The sequence below is a fragment of the Corynebacterium sp. USCH3 genome, from assembly GCF_037619475.1.
In the GTDB taxonomy this organism is placed as follows: domain Bacteria; phylum Actinomycetota; class Actinomycetes; order Mycobacteriales; family Mycobacteriaceae; genus Corynebacterium.
In genome coordinates this window covers 21429-44040 of sequence record NZ_JAQPZT010000005.1, presented here as the reverse complement: position 1 = coordinate 44040, position 22612 = coordinate 21429, and the positions used below count along the sequence as shown (strand labels likewise).

18 protein-coding genes and 1 tRNA gene are annotated in these 22612 nt (G+C 68.5%); 9 read left to right on the top strand and 10 right to left on the bottom strand.

Annotated features, from left to right (window positions below; all coding sequences use genetic code 11):
• The first annotated feature begins 74 nt into the window (after nt 1-74).
• Nucleotides 75-929: a tryptophan-rich sensory protein gene (locus PQI66_RS11235; RefSeq protein ID WP_339998359.1), complete on the top strand. Its 855-nt coding sequence runs from the start codon at nt 75-77 to the stop codon at nt 927-929.
• Here PQI66_RS11235 and PQI66_RS11230 read toward each other — a convergent pair.
• The gene (locus PQI66_RS11230; RefSeq protein WP_339998357.1) at nt 877-1335 is read right to left on the bottom strand and encodes a helix-turn-helix domain-containing protein; all 459 of its coding nucleotides are present in this window, start codon (nt 1333-1335) and stop codon (nt 877-879) included. The two genes, PQI66_RS11235 and PQI66_RS11230, sit on opposite strands and share 53 nt — an antisense overlap.
• Nucleotides 1336-1453: 118 nt before the next feature.
• On the opposite strand from PQI66_RS11230, the gene PQI66_RS11225 reads away from it, so the two are divergent.
• The 3 genes from PQI66_RS11225 (at nt 1454) to PQI66_RS11215 (ending at nt 5065) form a co-directional block, all read left to right on the top strand.
• Entirely contained in the window at nt 1454-2596 is a 1143-nt protein-coding gene (locus tag PQI66_RS11225) for a ferrochelatase (protein WP_339998355.1), read from the top strand.
• Nucleotides 2597-2684: 88 nt separating this feature from the next.
• Entirely contained in the window at nt 2685-3053 is a 369-nt protein-coding gene (locus PQI66_RS11220; protein WP_339998353.1) for a histone-like nucleoid-structuring protein Lsr2, read from the top strand.
• A gap of 215 nt (nt 3054-3268) precedes the next feature.
• Complete coding sequence (locus PQI66_RS11215) at nt 3269-5065, top strand: amino acid transporter (protein WP_339998833.1); 1797 nt, start codon at nt 3269-3271, stop codon at nt 5063-5065.
• A gap of 7 nt (nt 5066-5072) precedes the next feature.
• Here PQI66_RS11215 and PQI66_RS11210 read toward each other — a convergent pair whose 3' ends face one another.
• The 3 genes from PQI66_RS11210 to PQI66_RS11200 are packed head-to-tail and all read right to left on the bottom strand — an operon-like array spanning nt 5073 to nt 7767.
• Nucleotides 5073-5840 carry an anti-sigma factor gene (locus PQI66_RS11210; protein WP_339998351.1) on the bottom strand — a complete coding sequence of 256 codons (768 nt, stop codon included), beginning with the start codon at nt 5838-5840 and terminating at the stop codon, nt 5073-5075.
• Nucleotide 5841: 1 nt separating this feature from the next.
• Nucleotides 5842-6414: a sigma-70 family RNA polymerase sigma factor gene (locus tag PQI66_RS11205; RefSeq protein ID WP_339998349.1), complete on the bottom strand. Its 573-nt coding sequence runs from the start codon at nt 6412-6414 to the stop codon at nt 5842-5844.
• Nucleotides 6415-6435: 21 nt separating this feature from the next.
• Entirely contained in the window at nt 6436-7767 is a 1332-nt protein-coding gene (locus PQI66_RS11200; protein WP_339998347.1) for a hypothetical protein, read from the bottom strand.
• Between the two features lie 234 nt (nt 7768-8001).
• On the opposite strand from PQI66_RS11200, the gene PQI66_RS11195 reads away from it, so the two are divergent.
• Entirely contained in the window at nt 8002-9351 is a 1350-nt protein-coding gene (locus PQI66_RS11195; RefSeq protein WP_339998345.1) for a hypothetical protein, read from the top strand.
• Nucleotides 9352-9382: 31 nt separating this feature from the next.
• Here the strand turns inward: PQI66_RS11195 and PQI66_RS11190 are convergent, their stop codons facing one another.
• The 3 genes from PQI66_RS11190 to wzm form a co-directional block, all read right to left on the bottom strand.
• On the bottom strand, nt 9383-9856 hold the full coding sequence (locus tag PQI66_RS11190; RefSeq protein WP_339998344.1) for a TM2 domain-containing protein: 474 nt from the start codon (nt 9854-9856) through the stop codon (nt 9383-9385).
• Nucleotides 9857-9996: 140 nt separating this feature from the next.
• Nucleotides 9997-10788 (bottom strand): galactan export ABC transporter ATP-binding subunit Wzt/RfbE, encoded by a 792-nt coding sequence (gene wzt, locus PQI66_RS11185; protein WP_339998343.1) that lies wholly within the window; start codon nt 10786-10788, stop codon nt 9997-9999.
• A 12-nt stretch (nt 10789-10800) separates the two neighbouring features.
• Nucleotides 10801-11679: a galactan export ABC transporter permease subunit Wzm/RfbD gene (gene wzm / locus PQI66_RS11180; protein WP_339998831.1), complete on the bottom strand. Its 879-nt coding sequence runs from the start codon at nt 11677-11679 to the stop codon at nt 10801-10803.
• A 215-nt stretch (nt 11680-11894) separates the two neighbouring features.
• Here wzm and PQI66_RS11175 point away from each other — a divergent pair, with 215 nt between their 5' ends.
• Nucleotides 11895-13202 carry an aminotransferase class V-fold PLP-dependent enzyme gene (locus PQI66_RS11175; RefSeq protein WP_445228034.1) on the top strand — a complete coding sequence of 436 codons (1308 nt, stop codon included), beginning with the start codon at nt 11895-11897 and terminating at the stop codon, nt 13200-13202.
• Here the strand turns inward: PQI66_RS11175 and PQI66_RS11170 are convergent.
• On the bottom strand, nt 13199-14185 hold the full coding sequence (locus tag PQI66_RS11170) for an NAD(P)H-quinone oxidoreductase (protein ID WP_339998829.1): 987 nt from the start codon (nt 14183-14185) through the stop codon (nt 13199-13201). The genes PQI66_RS11175 and PQI66_RS11170 overlap by 4 nt on opposite strands.
• Before the next feature lie 184 nt (nt 14186-14369).
• On the opposite strand from PQI66_RS11170, the gene PQI66_RS11165 reads away from it, so the two are divergent.
• Nucleotides 14370-14457: transfer RNA gene (locus tag PQI66_RS11165), tRNA-Ser, on the top strand.
• 18 nt (nt 14458-14475) lie between these two features.
• Here PQI66_RS11165 and PQI66_RS11160 read toward each other — a convergent pair.
• Both PQI66_RS11160 and PQI66_RS11155 read right to left on the bottom strand, forming a co-directional pair.
• Nucleotides 14476-15093 (bottom strand): L,D-transpeptidase, encoded by a 618-nt coding sequence (locus PQI66_RS11160; RefSeq protein ID WP_339998340.1) that lies wholly within the window; start codon nt 15091-15093, stop codon nt 14476-14478.
• 169 nt (nt 15094-15262) lie between these two features.
• Nucleotides 15263-16006 carry a hypothetical protein gene (locus PQI66_RS11155; protein WP_339998339.1) on the bottom strand — a complete coding sequence of 248 codons (744 nt, stop codon included), beginning with the start codon at nt 16004-16006 and terminating at the stop codon, nt 15263-15265.
• 428 nt (nt 16007-16434) lie between these two features.
• Between PQI66_RS11155 and gltB the strand changes: the two genes are divergently transcribed.
• Entirely contained in the window at nt 16435-21027 is a 4593-nt protein-coding gene (gene gltB / locus PQI66_RS11150; protein WP_339998827.1) for a glutamate synthase large subunit, read from the top strand.
• Nucleotides 21027-22604, top strand: a complete 1578-nt coding sequence (locus PQI66_RS11145) for a glutamate synthase subunit beta (RefSeq protein ID WP_339998337.1) — start codon at nt 21027-21029, stop codon at nt 22602-22604. Before gltB ends, PQI66_RS11145 begins: the two co-directional genes overlap by 1 nt.
• Nucleotides 22605-22612: the final 8 nt, after the last annotated feature.

Here is a 22612-nt window from a genome sequence, read left to right as displayed (position 1 = left end):
TAACCGGTGGCGACAACTAACCAAGGTAGCTAACCTGGAGAGGATTCTGACCGGCGAGTGACGAGGAGTGGACCATGGGGCAGGCCGGTACGGGCGTGGACGAGAGCACGGACACGGCGGCCCCTGGGTCCCTCACGGTGCCGCTCCTGGTGCTCGCCGGTGGAATCCTGGCCACCGTCGTCGCCTTCCTCGGTGCCGGCGTGGTCGGCGGCACACCGGTCGCCGAGGCCGCCGGCGGGTGGCTCGGGCAGGACGCCACCCCCGTGGCCCCGGCGACCCCGGCATTCCGGATCTGGTCGGTGATCTACCTCGGCCTGCTGGCGTACTCGGTCTGGCAGCTGCTGCCCGCCCAGCGTCGCTCGTCACGGCAGCGCACGCTGCGCCCGTGGGCGGCGGCGTCGATGGTGCTGAACGCGGCGTGGATCTGGTCGGTGCAGCTCGACCAGTTGACGCTCAGTCTCGTGGTGATCGTGGTCCTGCTCGGAGTGCTGGTGCGTATCCTGCTGCTCACCCTCGAGGCTCCGGCGGAAAGTCGCCTCGGGGCGGTCGTCGCCGACGGGACCTTCGGTCTCTACCTCGGCTGGGTCACGGTGGCCACGGTCGCCAACGTCGCCGCGGTGCTGGCGGCGAACGGTCTGGAGGGGCTGGGTCCGCCCGCCGGGCGGTGGGACGACGTCGCCGCCGCCGTGGTGCTGGCGGCGGCCGCCGGTGTCGGCGTGGCGACGGCCTGGCGCAGCGGAGGGCGCCTCGCCCCGGCGGTGGGGCTGGGCTGGGGGCTGGCCTGGATCGGCGTCGGGCGGCTCGACGGCGACTGGGCGTCGGCCATCACCGCGACGGCGGCCTTCCTCGCGGCCGTCGTGGTGCTGGTGGCCGCGGTCATGGTGCGTCCGGCAGGTCCAGTGCCTTCCAGAGACGGCCTGCCGTCGTGACCGACAGGCCCGTGCGTCGCGCCAGTTCACGCCGTGTCCAGGTGGTGGGTCCGCGGCGGCCCGTGGACGGTTGCGAGGCCATGATCGCCCGCACCTCGTCGACGGTCATCGACGGTGGGCGCCCGGGGCGGGGGTCGTCGGCCAGGCCGTCGAGCCGGCGGTCGATGAACCTGCTGCGCCACTTGCCGACGGTGGGACGCGAGATGCCCAGTTCGGTCGCGACGTGCGTGTTCGCCGCCCCCGCGGCGCAGGCGAGGATGATCCGGGCCCGCAGGGCGAGCGGGCCGGGGGACGTGCCGTCGGCCGCCCAGGAGGAGAGTGTCGTGTGTTCCTCGTCGGAGAGGACGAGAAGGCTCTTCGGGCGTCCGCGGCCGGGGTGGTGAGGAGAGGGGGGGAGTCCTGCCATGTGGCTAGCCTAGCGAGCAATGTCGGGAAATTCTCGGTATCGACGACCGGTTCGTGAATTTCGTTATTATTCCTAGCCTGGCGAGCAATGACTGGTTCGGGCGTCGTATAGTGGAGCGGTGCATATTTCCGGACACCCTGCCGCCGACGGACCTGACGAGCCCGATGCCCTGCTGCTCCTGTCGTTCGGCGGCCCTGAGAAAGAGGACGACGTCATTCCGTTCCTGGAGAATGTCACCCGCGGTCGCGGAATACCGCGTGAGCGGCTCCGGGATGTCGGCGAGCACTATTACGCGCTCGGCGGGCGGAGTCCCCTCAACGACCTCAACCGCGAGATGATCGCCGGTATCCGTTCGGAGCTGGAGTCACGGGGATCCGGGATGCCGGTGTACTTCGGCAACCGGAACTGGCACCCGTTCGTCGAGGACACGGTCGGGACCATGGCCCGCGACGGAATCCGCTCCGCCGTCGTGTTCGCCACCTCCGCCTGGGGCGGCTACTCGGGCTGCCGGCAGTACCACGAGGACATCTCCCGCGCGCGGCGCGCTGTCGTGGACGCGGGACTGACCCCGCCGCGGCTACGCCGTCTTCCCCAGTTCCACGACCATCCCCTGTTCATCGGTGCCTTTGCCCGCGCCGTGGATGAGGCACGGGCCCGTCTCGGCCCAGCCACGTGCGCCGACGGTGCCGATCTTGTCTTCACCGCACATTCCGTGCCCCTGCGTGCCGACGAGGAGGCGGGACCGCCGGGGTTCGGCGGACACCTCTACTCACGGCAGGTCAGGGAGAGTGCGCAGCTGATCCTGGACCGGAGTTCCTTCGGGGCGGACGTCGGGGACTCCCCGGTCACGGCGGAGGTCGTCTGGCAGTCCCGGTCCGGACCACCGTCGGTCCCCTGGCTGGAGCCGGACATCTGCGACCACCTCCGGGCCCGCGTCGAACAGGGGAACACCCGGCCGGTGGTGCTGTGCCCCGTCGGTTTCCTCTCCGACCACGTCGAGGTGCTGTGGGACCTCGACACCGAAGCCAGGGAGACCGCGGAGGAGCTGGGTGTCGACCTGGTCCGGGCCGCGACACCGGGGGGCACGTCCGACTTCGCCGCGATGGCGGTGGATCTCATCGGGAATCTCGGCGGGAATCTCGGCGGGGGTCGCGGCGGGGGTCGCGGTGAAGCAGCCGATGCGCAGGGGCTCGGGTGCGTGCCCAACTTCGGTAGGGGCGTCGACGGCGCGCCGTGCGTCCCGGGGTGCTGCGGCAGCTGAGCGGCCCGGTGTGAGACCCGCTACACCCGCAGAGTGCGGGCCCGGGCGAGAGGCGGTCCGGCGCATAACCGGTGGTAGGGTGGCACGAATGGGACGACGAACAGTGATGACCTACGTTGACGACATTGACCAGGAGGAACTGTCTCCTGAGGACGTGCGGACGGTGAAGTTCGGCTACCGCGGCGCGGACTACGTCCTCGACCTGTCCGAGCTGAACGCGGAGATTCTGGCGGAAGAGCTCGAACCGTACCTGCGCGTCGCGAAGAAGGTCCCGCGGGGCGCCGGAGTGGGCCGCACAGCCTCGGCGTCGTCCTCCTCCGCGCCGTCCTCCGATGCGGCACGCAACCGGCGGATCCGTGAGTGGGCCGTCGAGACCGGACGTGAGGTCTCCGCACGGGGACGTATCGCCGCTGACGTGATCAGCGACTACGAGGCGGCGCACCCGCAGGACCGGTAGCGCCGGTAGCGCCGGTAGCGCCCGGGGACGGGCCTGCATCATCCCGCCGGCGTCCCGTGGCGGACCCTCTTGTCGGACGGGCGGGGGAGGCGTACCTTCTGGCTATGCGTAAAGCGCAGGGCCTTCCTCCGGTCCGCCGGGACGCGTTCACGGCACAGCCGCCGCGTCCTCTCCGAACCCCCGACTCCGACTCCCGACGCCCCTGGTGGCAGGTCATGTGCCTGTCCGGTGTCGACTACTTCTCCACGCTCGGCTACCAGCCCGGCATCGCCGTCGCGGCGGCAGGGGCGCTGGCCCCCGTCGCGACACTCATCCTGGTACTGGTCACCCTCCTCGGCGCCGTCCCGGTCTACCGGCGGATCGCCGCCGAGTCGCCCGACGGGCTCGGCTCGATCGGGATGCTGGCCGGCATGGTCCGCGGCTGGCGCGGCAAACTACTGGTCCTCGTGCTCCTCGGCTTCGCCGCCTGCGACTTCATGATCACGGTGACGCTGTCGGCGTCCGATGCGGCGACCCATCTGCTCAGCTCCTCCAGCAGCCCGTGGCTGATGCCGGTGACGCTGAGCCTGGTCGCACTGCTCGCCGCGGTGTTCCTCAAGGGGTTCACCGAGGCGGTGCGCGTGTCCGTGCTGCTGGTCGTGGTGTACCTGGGTCTGACGACGACGGTGGTGGTGAGGGGGCTGTGGCGCATCCTCACCGAACCCGGTCACGTCGCCGACTGGACCGCGGCGGTGACCACCCAGCACTCCAGCATGTGGATGATGCTGGCGGTCGCGGTCATCGTGTTCCCCAAGCTCGCACTCGGGATGTCCGGCTTCGAGACCGGGGTGTCGGTGATGCCGCTGATCCGCCCGGCCCCCGGCACCGCGGGTGCGGAGGCCCGCGCCTCCCGTATCCGTTCGGGACGCCGTCTCGTCCTGGTCAGCGCGCTGGTGATGAGCCTCTTCCTCATCGCCTCGTCGCTGTGCGTGACGATGCTGGTGCCCGGAGAGCAGCTCGCCGCCGGTGGTGAGGCGAACGGACGGGCACTGGCGTGGCTCGCCCACGACGAGTTCGGCCCCGTGGTGGGGAACATCTACGACGCCTCCACCATCGCCGTGCTCTGGTTCGCCGGCGCCTCGGCGATGGCAGGACTGCTGGCGCTGATCCCACGGTACCTGCCGGCCTACGGCATGGCGCCGGCGTGGGCGCGCCGGTCGCGCCCGACGGTGCTCGTCCTCGCGGCCGTCGCGGTGGTCCTGGTGCTGGTCTTCCGCGCGGACGTGGACGCCCAGTCCGGCGCCTACGCCACCGGCGTCCTGGTGCTGCTCGGGTCCGGTGCACTGGCGGTGACGTTGCACACGCTGCGACAGGGGCGTACGCGCGCCGGCGTCCTGTTCGCCCTGGTGACGGCAGTGCTGGCGTACACGCTGGTGGCGAATGTGATCGAACGCCCCGAAGGGCTGCGGGTGGCGGTGTGGTTCATCCTGGGCATCATCGTGGTCTCGGCCGTGTCGCGGGCAGGACGGTCGTTCGAGCTGCGCGACTCCGAGATCCGGTACGACCCGGCGGCCGAGCATATCGTGCAGGCGGCGGTGGCAGGCTCCGGGGAACTGCACCTGGTGGCGTCCTGTGCGAGGGAGGCGCCGGACGTCGCGGCACGCGCCCGCGGTCTCCGGGCGTCCAACCACCTCAACAGGAACCGTCCCCTGGTGTTTCTCGAGGTGACGGTGGGTGACCCGAGTGACTTCTCCTCGGTGCTGCAGGTGACCGGCCACGCCGTGGACGGGATCCCGGTACTGCACGTCGCCGCGACCACCGTCCCCAATGCGGTCGCCGCGGTGGCCCTGGACATCCGCGACCACGTCGGCGCTGTCCCGGACATCTACTTCGAATGGGGGACGGGCACCCCGGTCCGTGAGATGGTGCGGTACCTCGCGGTCGGCCGGGGCCACAACGCTGCGGTGACCCGTGAGGTGCTCCGGCGCGCTGAACCCGTCGAGGCCCGGCGGCCGCGGGTGCACGTGGGGTGAGGGGTGCCTACCCGGAGGTTCCGGTGATGGCGAGCACGGCCACCGGATCCGTCGTAGGCGCTGGCGAGCCGCCCGCAGGTTCCTCGGTCAGAGCCACCGCCGACGTGGCACGTCGCATGTCGGATGAGACACCGGTGGTGGTGACGGTGATGACACCGTCGAGACCGGCGAACAGGCCTGCGGACGCAGGGACACCGTCGGCGTCGAGCGACCACAGCTGGTAGGTGCGCTCATCGGCCAACTCCGGCAGGTCCCGCGCAACTACGGCCATCTCCCCTCCTGCGGTGATGACGGCCAAGGAGCCCGACTCGGTCCCCTCAGCTGCCGTGACCTCGGTCGATGTGACAGCAGCGTCCGGTGCGGTGAGCATGCGTGTAATTTCCCGGGTGGTGTCCGCGGCCTGCACGGACTGGTTGTGTTGGGAGATCGCCACCGTCAACGACGGGACGGCGACGGCGAGGGAGACCGCTGCGACGGCGGTCATCAACCAGGCTGTGCGTCGATACCGGCGGAGTGAGGAGACCGGTGACGGGGTGTCGTCCTCGCCGATCCGGCGCATGACCGCCTGTTTCAGCTCCGCAGGTGGGGGAGTCTCGTGCAGGCTGGCGAGTTCGGCGGCAACCTCCCGGTACCGGCGTAGGACAGCCGCGGCGTTCGGGTCCGTCTCCACCAGACGTTCGGCCTCCCGGACGTCCTCCTCGGAATCGAGGGCGTCGAGGGAAAGGCCGGCGAGCAGTTCATCGATCCGGTTGCTGTCCGGTCCGGGCTCGGTCATCTCAACTCATCTCCATACAGGTTCGCATGCGCGCCAGGGCGGACCGGATACGGCTCTTCACCGTGGCCAGCGGAGCGGTGAGGTGCCGGGCCACCTCGGAATAGGTACGGCCACCGTAGTAGGCAGCGACCAGCGACTCATTCTCGAGATCGGTGAGTTCTCCCAGACAGTGACGTACCCGGGCGCTCTCCTCACTCCGGAGGATACCGTCGTCGACGGCGTCGACGTCGCGAGGCTCCCGGTGGGTGCGCTGCTCCCGGTCCTGGCGGGACGACTCGGAACGGACACTGTCGACTGCGCGGCGGTGGGCGATCGTCGCCGCCCAGGCGTGGACGGTCCCGCGCACCGGGTCGTAGGTTGACGACTTCGTCCACATCTCCAGCATCACCTCCTGGGTGACCTCCGCGGCCATGCCCTCGTGGCGGAGGATACGGCGGCAGATCCCGTAGGCGACGGGGGAGACGGCGTCGTAGAGCGCGCCGAAAGCCTCCCGGTCGCCGGCGGCGGCATGCTCGACCAGACTGGTCAACCGTGCGTCGTCCCGTCGCCCTGGCCCGGGGGTCTCCTGCGTCATGAGGTCGATCATAGGGGTGAATCAGTTGATGAGGGCGTCCTTCAGCGACTCGATGGTCCCGGCCAGGGTGGAGATGTGCTGGGCGAGGCCGTCGGCGAGTTCATCGGCGTCGAGCTCGCCTCCGGTGATGTCCGCGAAGAATTCCCCGGCCCTCGGACGGTAGCCGTCGAGGTTCTGCAGAGCCTCTTCCGCTGCGTCACTGTCATCACTTGCCAGAGCGTTGGCGTAGTCCACGAAGTAGCCGATGTGTTCGCGCCAGAGCTCCAGGAATTCTGCGCCCTTCTCCTCGCCGGCGACGGAGCCGACAGCTTCTGACAGGGCGACGGAGTTGTGGTCGAGGGTGTCCGCGGCCGCCTGGAACGCCTCGGACTCGGTGCCCCCCTCGGAGGTGTAGGCGGTGAAGACCGCGAGACCGGCGAGGTAGACATGTTCCTGCAGCCCGGTGGCCAGGGTGACACGTAACGTGGCGGCGTCGTCGGTGGCATCTCCGTCGATGTCGTTGCCTTCAGCGAGTCCCGACGCCAGGGTGGCGATGAAATCTCCGCCGTGGGACGCCGCGGCGTGCAGGTCGCCGTAGGCGGAGGTGTCACCCGCGGCGAGTGCGTCGATGGCCTGCGACAGACTGTCGACATGGTGTTGCAGCCCTTCTGTCGCGGCAGTGGCGTCAATGACGCCCTGCGACAGGCCGGAGAAGGCCTGTCCTGCGTCCATCGTGTACTGCGTCAGCTTCTCCTGGGCGGCGGCTTTCGCCGCGTCGTCGCCTTCCTTGGCGGCCGTCGCGTAGTCCACGAAGTAGCCGATGTGGTCACGCCAGAGTTCCAGCACAGCGTCGCGCTGGGACGGGTCAATCGTGGCGACCATGTCGGCCAGGGCCACAGCGTTGGCGTCCAGGGCGTCGGACGCGGCGGAGAAGGCGTCGGAATCCGCTCCCTCCGTGTAGGCCGTCGCGACGGCCATGCCTGCGAGGTAGACGTGTTCCTGCAGGTTGGACGCCAGGTCGGCATGCAGGGTGGCGGCGTCTGAATCCGGGTCGCCGTCGATGTCGGCAGCGGCGACGATGCCGTCGGCAAGGGTCTGCCCGGTCATCGGCATGTGGGCAGCGGCGGTCATCGCGTCGGCGAAAGGGTCACCGGTGCTCACCGGGGTGATGTCACCGGTCGGCTGGTGGTCACCGGAGTGACTGTCACCCATCCCGTCGGCATTCTCGGTCGACATCGCTCCGCCGGTCGTTGTCTGACCGGTCGGTCCGTCAGTCTGGTCGTCACCGGAGCAGGCGGCGAGGGACAGCATCAGTGCGGCCACGGAACCGACCGCGACAGTCTTCTTCGTGTACGTGCTGTACTTGGCGTACATGGTGGGAACTCCTCAAGAGTGGGGGATGGTGTCACTGTGTATTCGGAGCGGCCGGGGTACCGGATTGGTCGAGGCTGAAAATACTGTGTGGTTGATCCAACGGTTGCGGGTGCACGTGGGGTGGGACGGGCACGCACAACAGCTTTTGGCAGGGAGTGCACCTGGTAGAATTCCAACTCGACGAGCGCACAGACGAGCGCACACCCGACCTTTCCCACACTCCAAGGAGTCCCCGTGACCGCAGATCCGCTGGACACGTTCGCGGTGATGCGGGAGCTGCGGCAGTTACGGAACCAGGCCGAGGTGGACTGGGAGTCGCTCACCGACCCGGGCAGTGCCGCCGACTTCCTGGCCCGCACCGGGGAACTGAACGACATTTCCACCAGGGTCGGTGAGTTGTCTGCCGAGGACGCCCGGCTCTGCGATCTGCGGGACCTTGCCTTCGCCCGTGCGGTGGCCGCGAAGACGTTGGGACGCGCCACCGACGTGGAGACCGCACTGTCTCTGGTCGCCGTCCTGTCGCTTGCGGCGGCGGGCACGGACACGGCGGAGGCCGCCCGTCGTTTCCTGGACCACGGTGACCGTGAGCGGGACGTCCGTCCCGGTTCTGACGTGGACTTCTCGGCGGTGGCCGAGCACGGTGGGTCCGCTGGCTCCGGTGACGCGGAGGAGCCGGAAGCGCTGTCGTGGGAGGTCCGGATCGCGTCCCTGGCGCGGGGCCCGTTCACGGAAGGGAACGACCGGCTGTGGGACGAGCTGATCGCGGCGTGCCGCGGCAACCTCGCCGCAGCGACCGGGTCCGGCGAGCTCTCGGCACTGCAGCACTGTCTCCGCGACCTCATGGGGGTCATCACCGACGATCCCGCCGTCGCGTCCCCGCACCTCCGCCCGGAGGTCATCGCCCGCGCTGTCGAGCTGCACAGGCTGCAGCAGCGGGTCATGGACGAACTCGGCGACTCGATCGGGGCGCGGCACGACAGGAACAGATTCTTCCAGGGTGTCCTGTCCCAGCTGTCGGCGGACATGCCGGCCGCGGTACCGCTGAGCGACAGGATCCTCGTCGCGCGGTACCACCTGGATCTCTCACCGGACGTGACCGGTCACGGCGACGCGGAACGAAGCAGATACGCCACGCGTCTGGCGGAGCTGTACCAGCGTAACGGTGACCACAACGGAGAGATCATGGCCTTCCTGGACAAAGGGGCGTGTCTGGAGAAGATGGGCCGGTACGCGGAAATGTACGAGGTCTACGAACAGTCCCTCCGGCTCTCGCGCAGATACGGACTGGTCAGTGGAGTGATCTGGTCGACAATCAGGCTGTCGTACGCGCACTTCCTTGCCAAGGACCCCCGCACGGCGACCCAACTGCTGCTCGATCTGGATGGCCAGCTGACCAACGACGAGGTCAGTGGTGTGAACGAGAGGGAGGCCTTCGCCGAAGCGAAGGTCGCACTGGGAAGCCTCTTCGCCTACGCCGGTTCGGAGGAGGGGGCACGCCGGTATCACGGTGAGGCCGCGGAGCTCTTCACATCCATCGGGAACACCACGCGCGCGTGGGAATGTCGGCAGAAGGCGCTGGGCTGAGGGGGAGACTCCGACGGCGGGGAAGCCCCCGTCAGTTCAGGGGGAGTCCCCGTGCGTCGTGGGAGTACCGTCCCCCGCCGACGAGGATCATGATGAACTCGACGAATGCCCAGACCCCGACACAGAAGAGGAAGAGGAAACCGATGAGGAGGATCGCGGTGACGTATCCGATGATCGTGAGCACCAGCTGACACACGGCCCTGCTGGTGTAGCCCAGGTAGAAGTTGTGGATACCGAGCGTACCGAGGAAGAAGGCCAGGACGGCGGCGACGACCTTGGACTTCTGGGTGCCGGCCGGGACGGGCGCACCGTAGGCCCCCACCGGCTGCATGGGCGCATTCTGCTGATACTGGGGGTACTGCTGGTAGGACGGCTGCTGGAAGCCCTGCTGGTACCCCTGCTGCTGGTAGGACGGCTGCTGCGGCTGCCGGTGTGTTTGAGAAGAATCCTCCGGGCGGCGCTCTCCCGAGCTTCCGAAGTCCGGGCTGTTGAAGGGGTTGCTCATCGGGTCTCCTTGATTCGTGCGTGCGCGGTGCCTGGCGTCGGCTGCCTGTGAGTACACGTAAACGTATCAGGTCGGAAAGGATCATTCGTCATGGTCGTCTCCCCACCGCGTCCCAGCCCCTGGGACGTCGGCCCGCTCCGCTACTCCAACCGCCCCAGGTCCCGCAACACCCCGCGCACGTGTTCCGCGGCATTGGGTCCCTCGTAGGCGCCCACGATCTCGTCCACCGGGCCGCAGGAGCGGATCTGCCCGTGGTCGACCCACAGTGCCGAGTCACACAGCTGCGCCAGGAACTCGTTGGAGTGTGAGGCGAACACCAGGATGCCGGACTTCTCGACCAGGGCCTGCAGCCGGATACGGGCCTTCTCCATGAAGGCGGCGTCCACCGCGCCGATGCCCTCGTCCAGCAGCAGGATCTCGGGTTCGATCGAGGTCACCACGCCCAGCGCCACGCGCACACGCATGCCGGTGGAGTAGGTGCGCAGCGGCATGGAGAGGTAGTCGCCGAGTTCGGTGAACTCGGCGATCTCGTCCATCTTCTTCTCCATGGACCTGCGGCTCTCGCCGAGGAAGAGTCCGCGGATGATGATGTTCTCGTAGCCGCTGATCTCCGGGTCCATGCCTACGCCGAGATCGAAGACGGGGGCGACGCGGCCCTGGACCAGTGCGGAGCCACGGGTGGGCTCGTAGATGCCGGACAGCAGGCGCAGCAGGGTGGACTTGCCGGCCCCGTTGTGGCCGACCAGGCCGATGCGGTCGCCTTCCTTGAGGTGCAGGTTGACGTCGCGCAGTGCCTCGACGACGACGGTGTTGTCGGAGTTACGTCCGATGGCGCCGCCGGCGGCACCGAGGAAGGCCTTCTTCAGCGAGCGGGACTTGGCGTCGAAGATGGGGAAGTCGACGCAGGCGTTGTAGGTGTCGATGGAAACCATGGTTGTTCTCCTTTAGACCCAGTAGCTCACGCGGGAGCGCCACTGGCGCATGAACATCATGGCGAACAGGGTGCCGAGCACGGTGAGGGCGCCGACGATGATCCACGAGTGCATCTCGACGGGCTCGTTGATCATCGGGCCACGCACCACGCTGAGGTAGTGGAACAGGGGGTTGATCTCGGCGATCCGGGCACGGTCGGCGACTGCGCCGCCCTGCTCCAGCAGGGTCTTCGTCGTCCACACGATCGGGGTCATGTAGAACAGCAGCTGCACCAGGGACTCCAGCAGCGGTGCGACGTCGCGGAAGCGGGTGGCGATGATGCCGAAGAACATCGACACCCACACGCCGTTGGCCACCAGCAGTGCCAGGCCCGGGACGGCGAGGAGGACCTCCCAGCCGACGGGGATCTGGAAGACGGCCAGCAGGATCACCCAGATGACCAGGTTGTGGCACAGGATGAGGAACTGCTTCCACACCAGCCGGTAGACGTGCACGCTCAGGGCGCTGGGGAGCTGCTTGATCAGGCCTTCGTTGGCGATGAACACCTGGGAGCCCTCGATGATGCACCCGGAGATGAAACTCCACATGATCAGGCCCACGGCGACGTGGGGCAGGAACTCCTTGAGGTCCATCTGGAAGAGCATGGAGTACAGCAGGCCCAGTGCCACGGCCATGACGCCGGTGGCGAGGGTGATCCACAGTGGCCCCAGGACGCTCCGTCGGTAGCGCTGCTTGATGTCCTGCCAGCCCAGGACGAGCCAGAGTTCGCGCTGGCCGAAGCCGCGCTTCAGGTCATCCCACGCGGCGCCGAGGGTCTGGGACGTCGAGGCTGGTGCACCACCGTCGGCAGGTGGGGCGACGAAGCGCTCGTACTGCGGTGTGGTGGCCACCGGCCGGGAGTTTTCTGTATCGGACACGGGGATACGGTACTCCGGAACTGCGTGGAGTGCGGTAATCAGCGCCGGTGCGGCTCATGTCCGTCGGCCGATGTAGTATCGGTGACGTTGACGGGACGGCGCGGTCGTTTCCTGAATTTTAGTATCGTGACCTGCGAAAATATTCTCAGGTCGCCACTGTGGTGAGACTCGGAAAGGGGCAGTCGGAAGTGTTCGACATCGCGAGAGTGCGAGGCCTCTATGAATCGCTGTCCGAGGGGTGGACCTACCTCAACGCAGGTCGTCGGGCGCAGGTGCCGGAGAAAGTCAGTTCGGCGGTGTCGAGGGCGTTCCGCGCATCCCCGCTGCAGGGGTCGGACGGTGGCGCCCGCGGCGACCACTACGTCTCCGCTGCACGCGAGGCGGTCGCCGATCTCGTCGGCGCGTCACCGGACTGCGTCGTCCTCGGGCCCAGCCGGGCGACCCTGCTGGGGATTCTCGCCACGGCCGTTCCCGCGAAGCTGCGCATGGGGCGCGAGGTCGTCCTCAGCCGGGTGGACGAGCCGTCCAACATCACCCCGTGGAAACTCGCCGCGGACCTCTACGGCGCGTCGGTGCGCTGGGCGGAGGCCGATCTGACCACCGGAGCGCTGCCGGCCTGGCAGTTCACCAGCCTCATCAGTCTCGACACCTCCATCGTCGCCGTCCCCGCGGCGAACGCCCACCTGGGCACGGTCACCGACGTCCGGGCGATCGCGGACATCATGCGGGCGAAGTCCCGTGCCTGGCTCGTGGTGGATGCGGGGGCCTACGCTCCGTACCGGACGATCGACATGGACGCGTGGGACGCCGACGTCGTCGCCCTGGACATGGGCCCGCTGGGCGGGCCGGAGGTCGGTGCCCTGGTCTTCCGGGACCCTGCGCTGCTCGCGGAACTGCATCTCGTCGAGCTGCGGCGTGGACGCCATGCCGTCCCGGACTCCCAGGAACTGACCGCACGGCGTGTCGCCGAGCTTGAACGGGACGGCAACGCCCCCGGCATGCTCGGTGGTGTCCCGGCGGCGGTGAACCACCTCGCCGGCCTGGACGAGCAGGCCACCGGCACCCGGCGGGAACGGCTCCAGGTCTCCCTGAAGTCCAGTGAGGACTATCTGGGCCGGCTGGCCGGGTACCTCGTGGACGGGCTCCGCGATCTGGAGAACGTCCACGTCGTCGGCGTGGACGGGGAGATCGACACGGAGCCCGAACACGACCACAACAGCTGGGGGAGTGCGCCGGAGACCCACGGGCGCCACTTCGGCCCGGTCGACCGGCTGCCCCGGGTCAGCTTCCTCGTGGAGGGCATCGAGTCCACCGTCGTCGGTGAACGACTGCTGAGCAACGGTGTCGTCGCGCAGACCGTGGGGCTGGAGGAGAGCGCCCTGTTCGACCAGATGGGTGTCGCCGAGATGGGCGGGGCGATCTGTGTCGCACTCGCCCCGCACAACACCTACTCGGACATCGACCACCTGGTCCGGGTCGTCGGCGGCATCGTCTAGCCGGTCACCTCGAAGATCGCCTTACCGGTGATCTCACCGTTGAGGAGGGACCGGTGGGCACCGGCGGCGTCCTGGATCGCGAAGACCCGGTCGACATGATGGGCGATCCGCCCGTCCTCCAGCATCGGCCACACGTTCTTCACGGTCTCGGTGACGATCCGGGCCTTGTCCTCCCGGTCCCGGTAGCGCAGCCCCGTGGCGGAGATGTTGCCGCGCTTGGCCAGCAGCTTGCCGATGTTCAGCTCTCCCTTGACCCCGCCCTGCATGCCGATGACCACCAGGTGGCCGTCCGGGGCGAGTGCAGACACGTTGCCGTCGAGGTACTTGGCGCCGATGATGTCGAGGATCACGTCCGCGCCGCCGAGTTCCTTGACGACCTTGACGAAGTCCTCCTCGCGGTAGTTGATCAGCACGTCTGCGCCGAAGCGGCGGCACACGTCCAACTTCTCCGAACTGCCTGCCGTCACCGCGACCCGCACCCCCAACGCGTGGGCCAGCTGGGTGGCGAAGATTCCTATACCCCCGCCGCCGCCGTGGATCAGGAGCGTGTCGCCCTCGCGGAGGTGAGCGGTCATCATCAGGTTCGACCAGACCGTGCAGGCGGCCTCGATGACGCTGGCGGTCTCGGAGAGCCCGAACCCGTCCGGCACCGGTGTGAGCTGGCCAGCGGGCACGATCGTGTACTCCGCGTACGCACCACCGGAAAGCAGGGCGCCGACCTCGTCACCCTCCCGGTACGGGGTGCCGTCCGGCCGGGCACAGCCGTTCGGGTCGACGATGACGCCGGCGGCTTCGAGGCCGAGGACCTCCGACACCCCCTTCGGCGGCGGATAGTGCCCCTGGGCCTGCAGCGTGTCGGCACGGTTGAGCCCCGCAGCGGCGACCTGGATCAGCACCTCACCGTCCTGCGGGGTCGGGACGTGCGTCTCCTGCCAGGACAGGGAGTGGGGGTCGTCGGGGTCAGTCTGGATGATGGCCTTCATGTTCCCGTTCATGGCCCCAGCCTAGCCATGCGGGAAGAAACGGGGGCAGGGGAGACGGAGGCGTACAGAACGGCGCACACAACGGCGCACAGAACGGCGCACAGAACGGGGTGGACGCCGGCAATAAGCGGACGGTGGGTTAGAATCACAGACGCGCTGAACGCACACCGATGCGTGCGGCACTGGAGACGTGGCAGAGCGGCCGAATGCACTGGTCTTGAAAACCAGCGACGAGCGATCGTCCAGGGGTTCAAATCCCCTCGTCTCCGCCATACGGAAGGTGGCGGTTCCTACGCCACGACATCCACGACGTCGCCGACCTGCAGGGTGGTGAAGAAGGCGACGGCGTCGTCGTGCAGCAGGTGGATACAGCCGTGGGAGAGCACGCCCGGGTCGCCTTCGTGGAAGGCGATGCCGATGTCGGAGGGGTAGGACGTTCCCGCCGAGAAGAACACCGAGAACGGCATCGGTGCGTCATAGGCGCTGGACCACCAGTCGGCGTCCTTCCTGGTGACGCGGGTCGTACCGGCGGGGGTCTCGTAGCCGGCGCGTCCGGTACTGGCAGGCACGGGGCCGCGGGTGACGGTGCCGGCGCCGTCCTGCAGCCAGGCGGTCTGGTCACCCAGGCTGATGCAGGCCTTCGCCTCCACCGCGCAGGGTGCGGTCCGGGGCTGAGGGGCGGAGGGCGGCTGGCCCGGCGCCTGATCCGGAGCCGGCGCGGTACCGTCGGGGAGCAGGTCATTCGCCCAGTCGGGCAGACTCACGTCGGCGCCCGGAATCGACCCAGGAATCGAGTTTGGAATGTCGGGCAGAGTCAGCGCGGGGGCGGCGTTCGCCGGCGAGGCGACGACGAGGGACAGAGCCGCGGAACCGGCGAACAGTGTCAGGGTTCGGCCGATGTTCTTCATCGGGACGCACCTCCAGAAGTAGTCAGTGTGACCCAGGTTACTCCGATGAGGCGCGGACGTTGCGCCGATTACGCCTCGGCGCGGCGGTGACGGTCGGAAATCCCAGGTCGCGATACCGGTCGGGCGTAATCGGTGACAGGAGGTCGATGCCGTAGCGGGGAAAGTACGCCTACTCCAGCACCGTGACCTGCTCGACGACCGGGAGCCGCATCGTTCCGCCGTCCGACCGGTCGATGACCAGCTCCGATCCCACCGAGGCGGACACCAGCCGAGACCAGGAGACCTTGTCGCGACGGACCTCGCGCCGGGTCACGTCGAAGACCCACAGCGCATGGTCCACCAGTACCGTCGTCCCCGCATGGTCGTCGCCTGCCAGTCGGAGCAGGTACGCATGCCCGTCCAATTCCGCGCGGTGGAGGCCGCTCAGGTCCGGGGCGTCCGCGATGGAATCCACCGTTGCCGCCAGTACGGTGATGCGGCTGACCAGTCCGAACCGGTGGACGATGCCCTCGGCGGAGAGGACGGTGAGGGGTTGGCCGACCGCGCAGCGTCGGATCCCGCCGTGCCGCCACACCGTCGGCTGGGGTGTGTCCGACCCTGATGCCGACCCCGATCCTGACGCCGGCCCCCGGCGGGCGGGGCGCACCGCCGCCCACCAGGGGTCCACGGTGACCCGGTAGGACGGCTGTTCGGTCTCGACGAGGTAGCGCCCCGGTGCGTCGGCGGTGAGTAGGGAGGGGCGTTCGGCCGTCAGGGCCGACAGGACGTCCATGACCTCCCCGTCGGTGGAGTTCCAGCCGATGCCCCGTGACTCCAGCACGCCGTAGAGCTGGGGGAGCGTCAGGTCGGGCTGGCTCTCCCAGGCCCGGGTGAGCGCGTCGAGGACGTGGGGGATTCTCAGAGGGTCTTTCACCCCTCTCATGGTAGTTACCCGTGTCCGGGTGGCGGTGCGCGCATTACAACTGGGTTGCGGCGCGGGGGAGGTGTACACAGCGGAGAAATCGCTATGTAATCCTCTCGTAACAAGCCTCCCACATATTGGGAATCGTGCGAGCAGACAATGGGAATGTGCAGCTGTATCGATATAAGCCCCAGTGACGGCTAAGATACAAAGACAACCACAGAACGAGACGGATCCCGAAACGGCGACAAAACGTGTCCTGTGTCACATGACGCCACCGGCACCAGCGGCTCTAAGCCTAGCCTAATTTTGTGCCACTTCCGCAGGACCGTATCAGTAGGGCAAAAGCACCCTACCGATGAAAGGCCACCACCCCTGGCCACGGAGAACCGCACTGCACGACCCGACGACCGGAGGATGACCACCCCGTGAACAACCAGCTGAAGAACTACCCGGCGCCCCAGGGGCTCTACCACCCGGCCCACGAACACGACGCCTGCGGTGTCGCCTTCGTCGCCGACATGCACGGCCGGGCCACCCACGACATCGTCGAGAAGGGCATCCAGGCCCTCGTCAACCTCGACCACCGCGGTGCCGCCGGGGCAGAGAAGAACACCGGCGACGGTGCGGGCATCCTCATGCAGGTCCCGGACCGTTTCTACCGCGAGGTGCTCGCGCAGCAGGGTATCGACCTGCCCGCCCCCGGTGCCTACGCGACCGGTATCGCCTTCCTCCCGGCCGCCCGGATGGCCGCGCTGGACGCGATGCGCGCCGTCGAGTCGATCATCAGCGAGGAGAAGCTCGACCTGATCGCCTGGCGCGAGGTCCCCGTCGACGACTCCGCGTTGGGTGCCATGGCCCGCGACGCCGAACCGATCTTCTACCAGCTGTTCATCTCCGGCCGGGACGCGGACGGCAACGAACTCTCCGGGATCGAGCTGGACCGCCGGGTCTGGTTCGTGCGCAAGCGCGCCGAGCGTGAACTCGGGTCGAAGGGCCCCGGTGAAGGTGCGGGGTCGGACACGGTCTACTTCCCGTCGTTGTCCTCGCGGACCATCGTGTTCAAGGGCATGCTCACCACCCCTCAGCTGCGTGACTTCTACCTCGACCTGCAGGACGACCGGGTGGAGTCGGCCCTGGCGATCGTCCACTCGCGTTTCTCCACGAACACCTTCCCCTCCTGGCCCCTGGCACACCCCTTCCGCCTGCTCGCGCACAACGGCGAGATCAACACGGTGCGCGGCAACGAGAACTGGATGCGTGCCCGCGAGTCCCAGATCCGTTCCGAGACCCTCGGTGACATCGAGCGCGTCCTGCCGGTCTGCGACCCCTCGGGATCGGACACGGGGCGGTTCGACGAGGCTCTGGAGCTGCTCCACCTCGCCGGCCGCTCGCTCCCGCACGCGGTGATGATGATGGTTCCCCAGGCCTGGGAGCGTAACCCCTCGGTCGACCCGGACGTGCGTGCCTTCTACGAGTACCACTCCTCCCTCATGGAGGCGTGGGACGGCCCGGCCGCCCTGGTGTTCACCGACGGCACCGTCGTCGGCTCCGTCCTGGACCGCAACGGTCTGCGTCCCGGGCGCATCTGGGTCACCAAGGACGGCCTGGTCATCGGGGGTTCCGAGGCGGGGCTGCTCCCGGTTCCCCCGGAGGACATCGTCCAGCGGCGCCGCATCGAACCCGGCCGCATGTTCCTCGTCGACACCGCCCAGGGGCGCATCATCCCCGACGACGAGATCAAGTCCCGCCTGGCGGACAAGCCCTACCGCGAGTGGGTCGACAACAACATCGTGCGCTTCGACGACCTGCCCCCGGTCGAGTACGAGGCGATGAGCCATGAGCGCGTCGTCCTGCGCCAGCGCGTCTTCGGCATGACCGAGGAGGACGTCGACGTCCTCATCCAGCCGCTCGCGGTCACCGGCGGTGAGCAGCTGGGCTCCATGGGCACCGACACTCCCATCGCGGCACTGTCGAACCGTCCCCGCATGCTCTTCGACTTCTTCGCCCAGCGTTTCGCCCAGGTCACCAACCCGCCGCTGGACTCCATCCGCGAGAAGATGGTGACCAGCATGTTCACCCAGCTGGGACGCCAGGTCGACGTCACCACCGAGGTACCCGAAGCCGCGCACCGCATCCACCTGGAGACGCCGGTCCTGCTGAACTCCACGCTGGCCACCCTGCGCCAGGCCGGGGAACATGAAGGCTTCGAGGACTTCCGCTCCGCGGTGGTCTCCGGGCTCTACCCGGTCGCCCACGGCGGCCGCGGGATGCGCCAGGCGATCGAGCGCATCCGGCGCGAGACGTCGCGGGCCATCGAGGACGGCGCGACGCTGATCATCCTGTCCGACCGCGAGTCCGACGAGCGTATGGCGCCGATCCCGTCCCTGCTGCTCACCAGCGCGGTGCACCAGCACCTCGTCGACGAACGCACCCGGACCCGTGCCTCGCTGATCATCGAGTCCGGTGACGCCCGCGAGGTCCACCACCTCGCCATGCTGCTGACCTTCGGTGCGGACGCGGTCAACCCCTACATGGCCTTCGAGACCATCGACGAGCTGTACAAGCGGGGCCAGCTGGAGAACCTCACCACCGACGAGGGCTGCCAGAACTTCATCGACGGCGCCTCCGCCAGCGTGCAGAAGATCATGTCGAAGATGGGCATCGCGACCGTCGCGTCCTACCGCGGCGCACAGCTGGCCGACGTCACCGGCCTGCACCAGAACCTGCTCGACGACTACTTCACCGGCTGCCTCAGCCCGATCTCCGGGATCGGGCTCGACGAGCTCGCCGCCGACGTCGCCGTGCGGCATCGCTTCGCCTTCCTCCCCCGGCCCGAGGAGGCCGCCCACCGCGAGCTCGAGATCGGCGGCGAGTACAAGTGGCGCCGCGAGGGCGAGTACCACCTGTTCAACCCGGAGACCGTGTTCAAGCTGCAGCACGCCACCCGCACCGGCCAGTACCGCATCTTCAAGGAGTACTCCGACAAGGTCGACAACCAGTCGAAGCGGCTGGCCACCCTGCGCGGACTGTTCGAGATGCACAGTGACCGTCCGTCGATCCCCGTCGACGAGGTCGAGCCCGTCTCCGCGATCGTCAAGCGCTTCTCCACCGGTGCGATGAGCTACGGCTCGATCTCCGCCGAGGCCCACGAGACCCTGGCCATCGCCATGAACCGGCTCAAGGGCATGTCGAACTCCGGCGAGGGCGGGGAGGACCCCGACCGCTTCGAACCGGAGGCGGACGGCACCTGGCGCCGCTCGGCGATCAAACAGGTCGCGTCCGGACGTTTCGGCGTGACCAGCCACTACCTCAACAACTGCACCGACATCCAGATCAAGATGGCGCAGGGCGCCAAGCCCGGTGAGGGCGGCCAGCTGCCCCCGCACAAGGTCTACCCCTGGATCGCCGAGGTCCGTGTGACCACGCCCGGTGTCGGTCTGATCTCCCCGCCCCCTCACCACGACATCTACTCCATCGAGGATCTCGCCCAGCTGATCCACGACCTGAAGAACGCGAACCCGGACGCGCGCATCCACGTCAAGCTCGTCGCCGAGCAGGGCGTGGGCACCGTCGCCGCCGGCGTCTCGAAGGCCCACGCCGACGTCGTCCTGATCTCCGGGCACGACGGAGGCACCGGCGCGTCCCCGCTGAACTCGCTGAAGCACGCCGGCGGCCCCTGGGAGCTCGGACTGGCAGAGACCCAGCAGACCCTGCTGATGAACGGTCTGCGCGACCGCATCACCGTGCAGTGCGACGGCCAGATGAAGACCGGACGCGACGTCATGGTCGCCGCCCTGCTCGGCGCCGAGGAGTTCGGTTTCGCGACCGCTCCGCTGGTCGTCGAGGGCTGCATCATGATGCGTGTCTGCCACCTGGACACCTGCCCGGTGGGCGTGGCGACCCAGAACCCGGACCTGCGCAAGAAGTTCACCGGCCAGGCCGAGCACGTCGTCAACTTCTTCACCTTCATCGCGCAGGAGGTCCGCGAGTACCTCGCCGAACTCGGTTTCCGCACCCTCGAGGAGGCCGTCGGCCACTCCGAGTGCCTGCGGGCCGGCGCGGTCGACCCCGGGCACAAGACCGCCGGGTCGCTCGACCTCTCGCCGATCTTCGCCCGTCCCGACAGCCCGTTCATGCACCAGGACCTGTACAAGACCAAGGACCAGGACCACAGCCTGGACGCCGCACTGGACAACCGCATCCGCGAGGACGCCGAGGAGACCATCCGTCGCGCGGCCGCCGGCGAAGGCACCACCATCGAGCTGAACTACCCGATCACCAACGTCAACCGGTCGGTCGGCACGATGACGGGCTCGCTGATCAGCCGTGTCGCCGGGCGCGACGGTCTGCCCGAGGGCACCGTGAACCTCACGTTCACCGGTTCCGCCGGCAACTCCTTCGGCGCCTTCGTCCCCAAGGGCATGACCCTGACCCTCGTCGGCGACGCCAACGACTACGTCGCCAAGGGGCTCTCCGGCGGTACGATCGCCATCCGCCCGCACGACCGTGACGGCGCGGTCGGTGAGCACCAGACCATCGCCGGCAACGTCCTGGGCTTCGGCGGTGTCTCCGGCGAGATGTTCATCCGCGGTGCCGTCGGCGAACGCTTCTGCGTGCGCAACTCCGGCGTCACCGCCGTGGTCGAGGGCATGGGCAACCACGGCTGCGAGTACATGACCGGCGGACGCGTGATCAACCTCGGCCCCGTCGGCGAGAACTTCGGCGCCGGCATGTCCGGCGGCATCGCCTACCTCATGGACGACGGCTCCGGCGTCGAGGGCATGGCCAAGCGCATCAACCCCGGCCTCGTCGACGTCGAGGAGGTCACCGAGGACGAGCTGGACTGGCTCGTCGACACCATCGGGCGCCACCGGCGCCTCACCGGATCCACCGTGGACGTGGACCCCCGGTCACTGGTCAAGGTCATGCCGCGTGACTACCGGCGCGTCCTGCAGACCATCGAACAGGCCCGCGAGGCGGGACTCGACGCGGACGGCATCGCCGCCGCCATCATGGAGGGAGTCAAGTAATGGCTGATCCGCACGGATTCATGAAGTACCCCCGCGAGGAAGCGGCCCACCGCCCCGTCCCGCTGCGTCTGCTCGACTGGAAGGAGGTCTACGAACCCTTCTCCGACTCGAAGGTGCAGACCCAGGCCTCCCGCTGCATGGACTGCGGCATCCCGTTCTGCCACGACGGTTGTCCGTTGGGCAACATCATCCCCGAGTGGAACGACCTCGTCCGCCAGGGGCAGTGGAAGGAGGCGTACGACCGTCTGCACGCCACCAACAACTTCCCCGAGTTCACCGGGCGCATCTGCCCCGCCCCCTGTGAGGGCGCCTGCGTGCTCGGCATCGAGGGGATCGGCGGTGGTGCCGGCGTCGGTGACCCGGTGGCGATCAAGACCGTCGAACTGCAGATCGTCGAGCACGCCTTCCAGGAAGGCTGGGTCCGCCCGGTGAAGGCCAGCTTCTCCACCGGCCAGTCCGTCGCCGTCGTCGGCTCCGGGCCCGCCGGCCTGGCCGCCGCCCAGCAGCTCACCCGCGCCGGCCACGACGTCACCGTCTTCGAACGTGACGACCGGATCGGCGGCCTGCTCCGCTACGGCGTGCCGGACTACAAGCTCGAGAACCGCTGGATCGACCGCCGTCTGGCCCAGATGGAGGCCGAAGGCACCACGTTCCGCACCAACATCTCCCCGTCCGCGTCGGACCTCGCCGGGTTCGACGCCGTCGTGCTGGCCGTCGGCGCGACCGTCCCCCGGGACGTCTCCCTCCCGGGCCGTGACCTGGACGGTGTCCACCAGGCCATGGACTATCTCCCGATGGCCAACCGCGTCGTCGCCGGTGACATCGACACCCCTCAGATCGACGCGAAAGGCAAGAACGTCGTCATCATCGGCGGCGGTGACACCGGCACCGACTGCTTCGGCACCGCCCTGCGCCAGGGTGCGGCGTCCGTCCGCCAGTTCGACTACAACCCCGCGCCGGACCCCTACCGCACCGAGGACAACCCCTGGCCGGTGTGGCCCAAGATCTGGCGTGTGGCGTCGGCCCACGAGGAGGGTGAGTACCGCATCAGCGGCAACGAGTCCGCCGACGAGATCGTCGCCCTCGGCCTCGCCGAGCGTGAGGTCGGCACCACGCTGGGCCACCGTGACCACCGCATCAACACCGTGGAGCTCACCGGGGCTGACGGCCGGGTCACCGGCCTGCGTGCGGCGACCTGCGAGCGCACCCCGGAAGGTACCGTCAACCTGCCCGGAACCGAGGTCGACATGGACGCCGACCTCGTCCTGCTCGCCGTCGGCTTCTCCTCCGTCGACACCGAGGGCATCGTCTCCGAACTCGGTCTCCCGGTCGACGGGCGTGGACGCCTCAAGCGCGACGACGACTACCGCACCTGGTGGGCCGAGTCCTCGACCGTACGGGACACCGGGTTCGACGCCCCGGTGTTCGCCACCGGCGACGCCGGCCGTGGCGCCTCACTGATCGTGTGGGCGATCTCCGAGGGGCGCGCCTGCGCGGCCGCCGTCGACCGTGCCCTGATGGGTGAGAGCGCCCTGCCGAGGCCCGTCGCGCCGTCGGACATGCCGTTGAGCGTGTGAGTGGCCGG

Coding starts and splice junctions, on each gene's coding strand:
- wzt (WP_339998343.1), bottom strand. CDS start 10,788: ATGGTTTCCATCGACACCTACAACGCCTGCGTCGACTTCCCCATCTTC.
- PQI66_RS11170 (WP_339998829.1), bottom strand. CDS start 14,185: ATGAAGGCCATCATCCAGACTGACCCCGACGACCCCCACTCCCTGTCC.
- PQI66_RS11220 (WP_339998353.1), top strand. CDS start 2,685: ATGGGACGACGAACAGTGATGACCTACGTTGACGACATTGACCAGGAG.
- PQI66_RS11230 (WP_339998357.1), bottom strand. CDS start 1,335: ATGGCAGGACTCCCCCCCTCTCCTCACCACCCCGGCCGCGGACGCCCG.
- PQI66_RS11190 (WP_339998344.1), bottom strand. CDS start 9,856: ATGAGCAACCCCTTCAACAGCCCGGACTTCGGAAGCTCGGGAGAGCGC.
- PQI66_RS11160 (WP_339998340.1), bottom strand. CDS start 15,093: ATGAAGAACATCGGCCGAACCCTGACACTGTTCGCCGGTTCCGCGGCT.
- PQI66_RS11145 (WP_339998337.1), top strand. CDS start 21,027: ATGGCTGATCCGCACGGATTCATGAAGTACCCCCGCGAGGAAGCGGCC.
- PQI66_RS11235 (WP_339998359.1), top strand. CDS start 75: ATGGGGCAGGCCGGTACGGGCGTGGACGAGAGCACGGACACGGCGGCC.
- PQI66_RS11200 (WP_339998347.1), bottom strand. CDS start 7,767: ATGTACGCCAAGTACAGCACGTACACGAAGAAGACTGTCGCGGTCGGT.
- PQI66_RS11210 (WP_339998351.1), bottom strand. CDS start 5,840: ATGACCGAGCCCGGACCGGACAGCAACCGGATCGATGAACTGCTCGCC.
- PQI66_RS11215 (WP_339998833.1), top strand. CDS start 3,269: ATGTGCCTGTCCGGTGTCGACTACTTCTCCACGCTCGGCTACCAGCCC.
- PQI66_RS11205 (WP_339998349.1), bottom strand. CDS start 6,414: ATGACGCAGGAGACCCCCGGGCCAGGGCGACGGGACGACGCACGGTTG.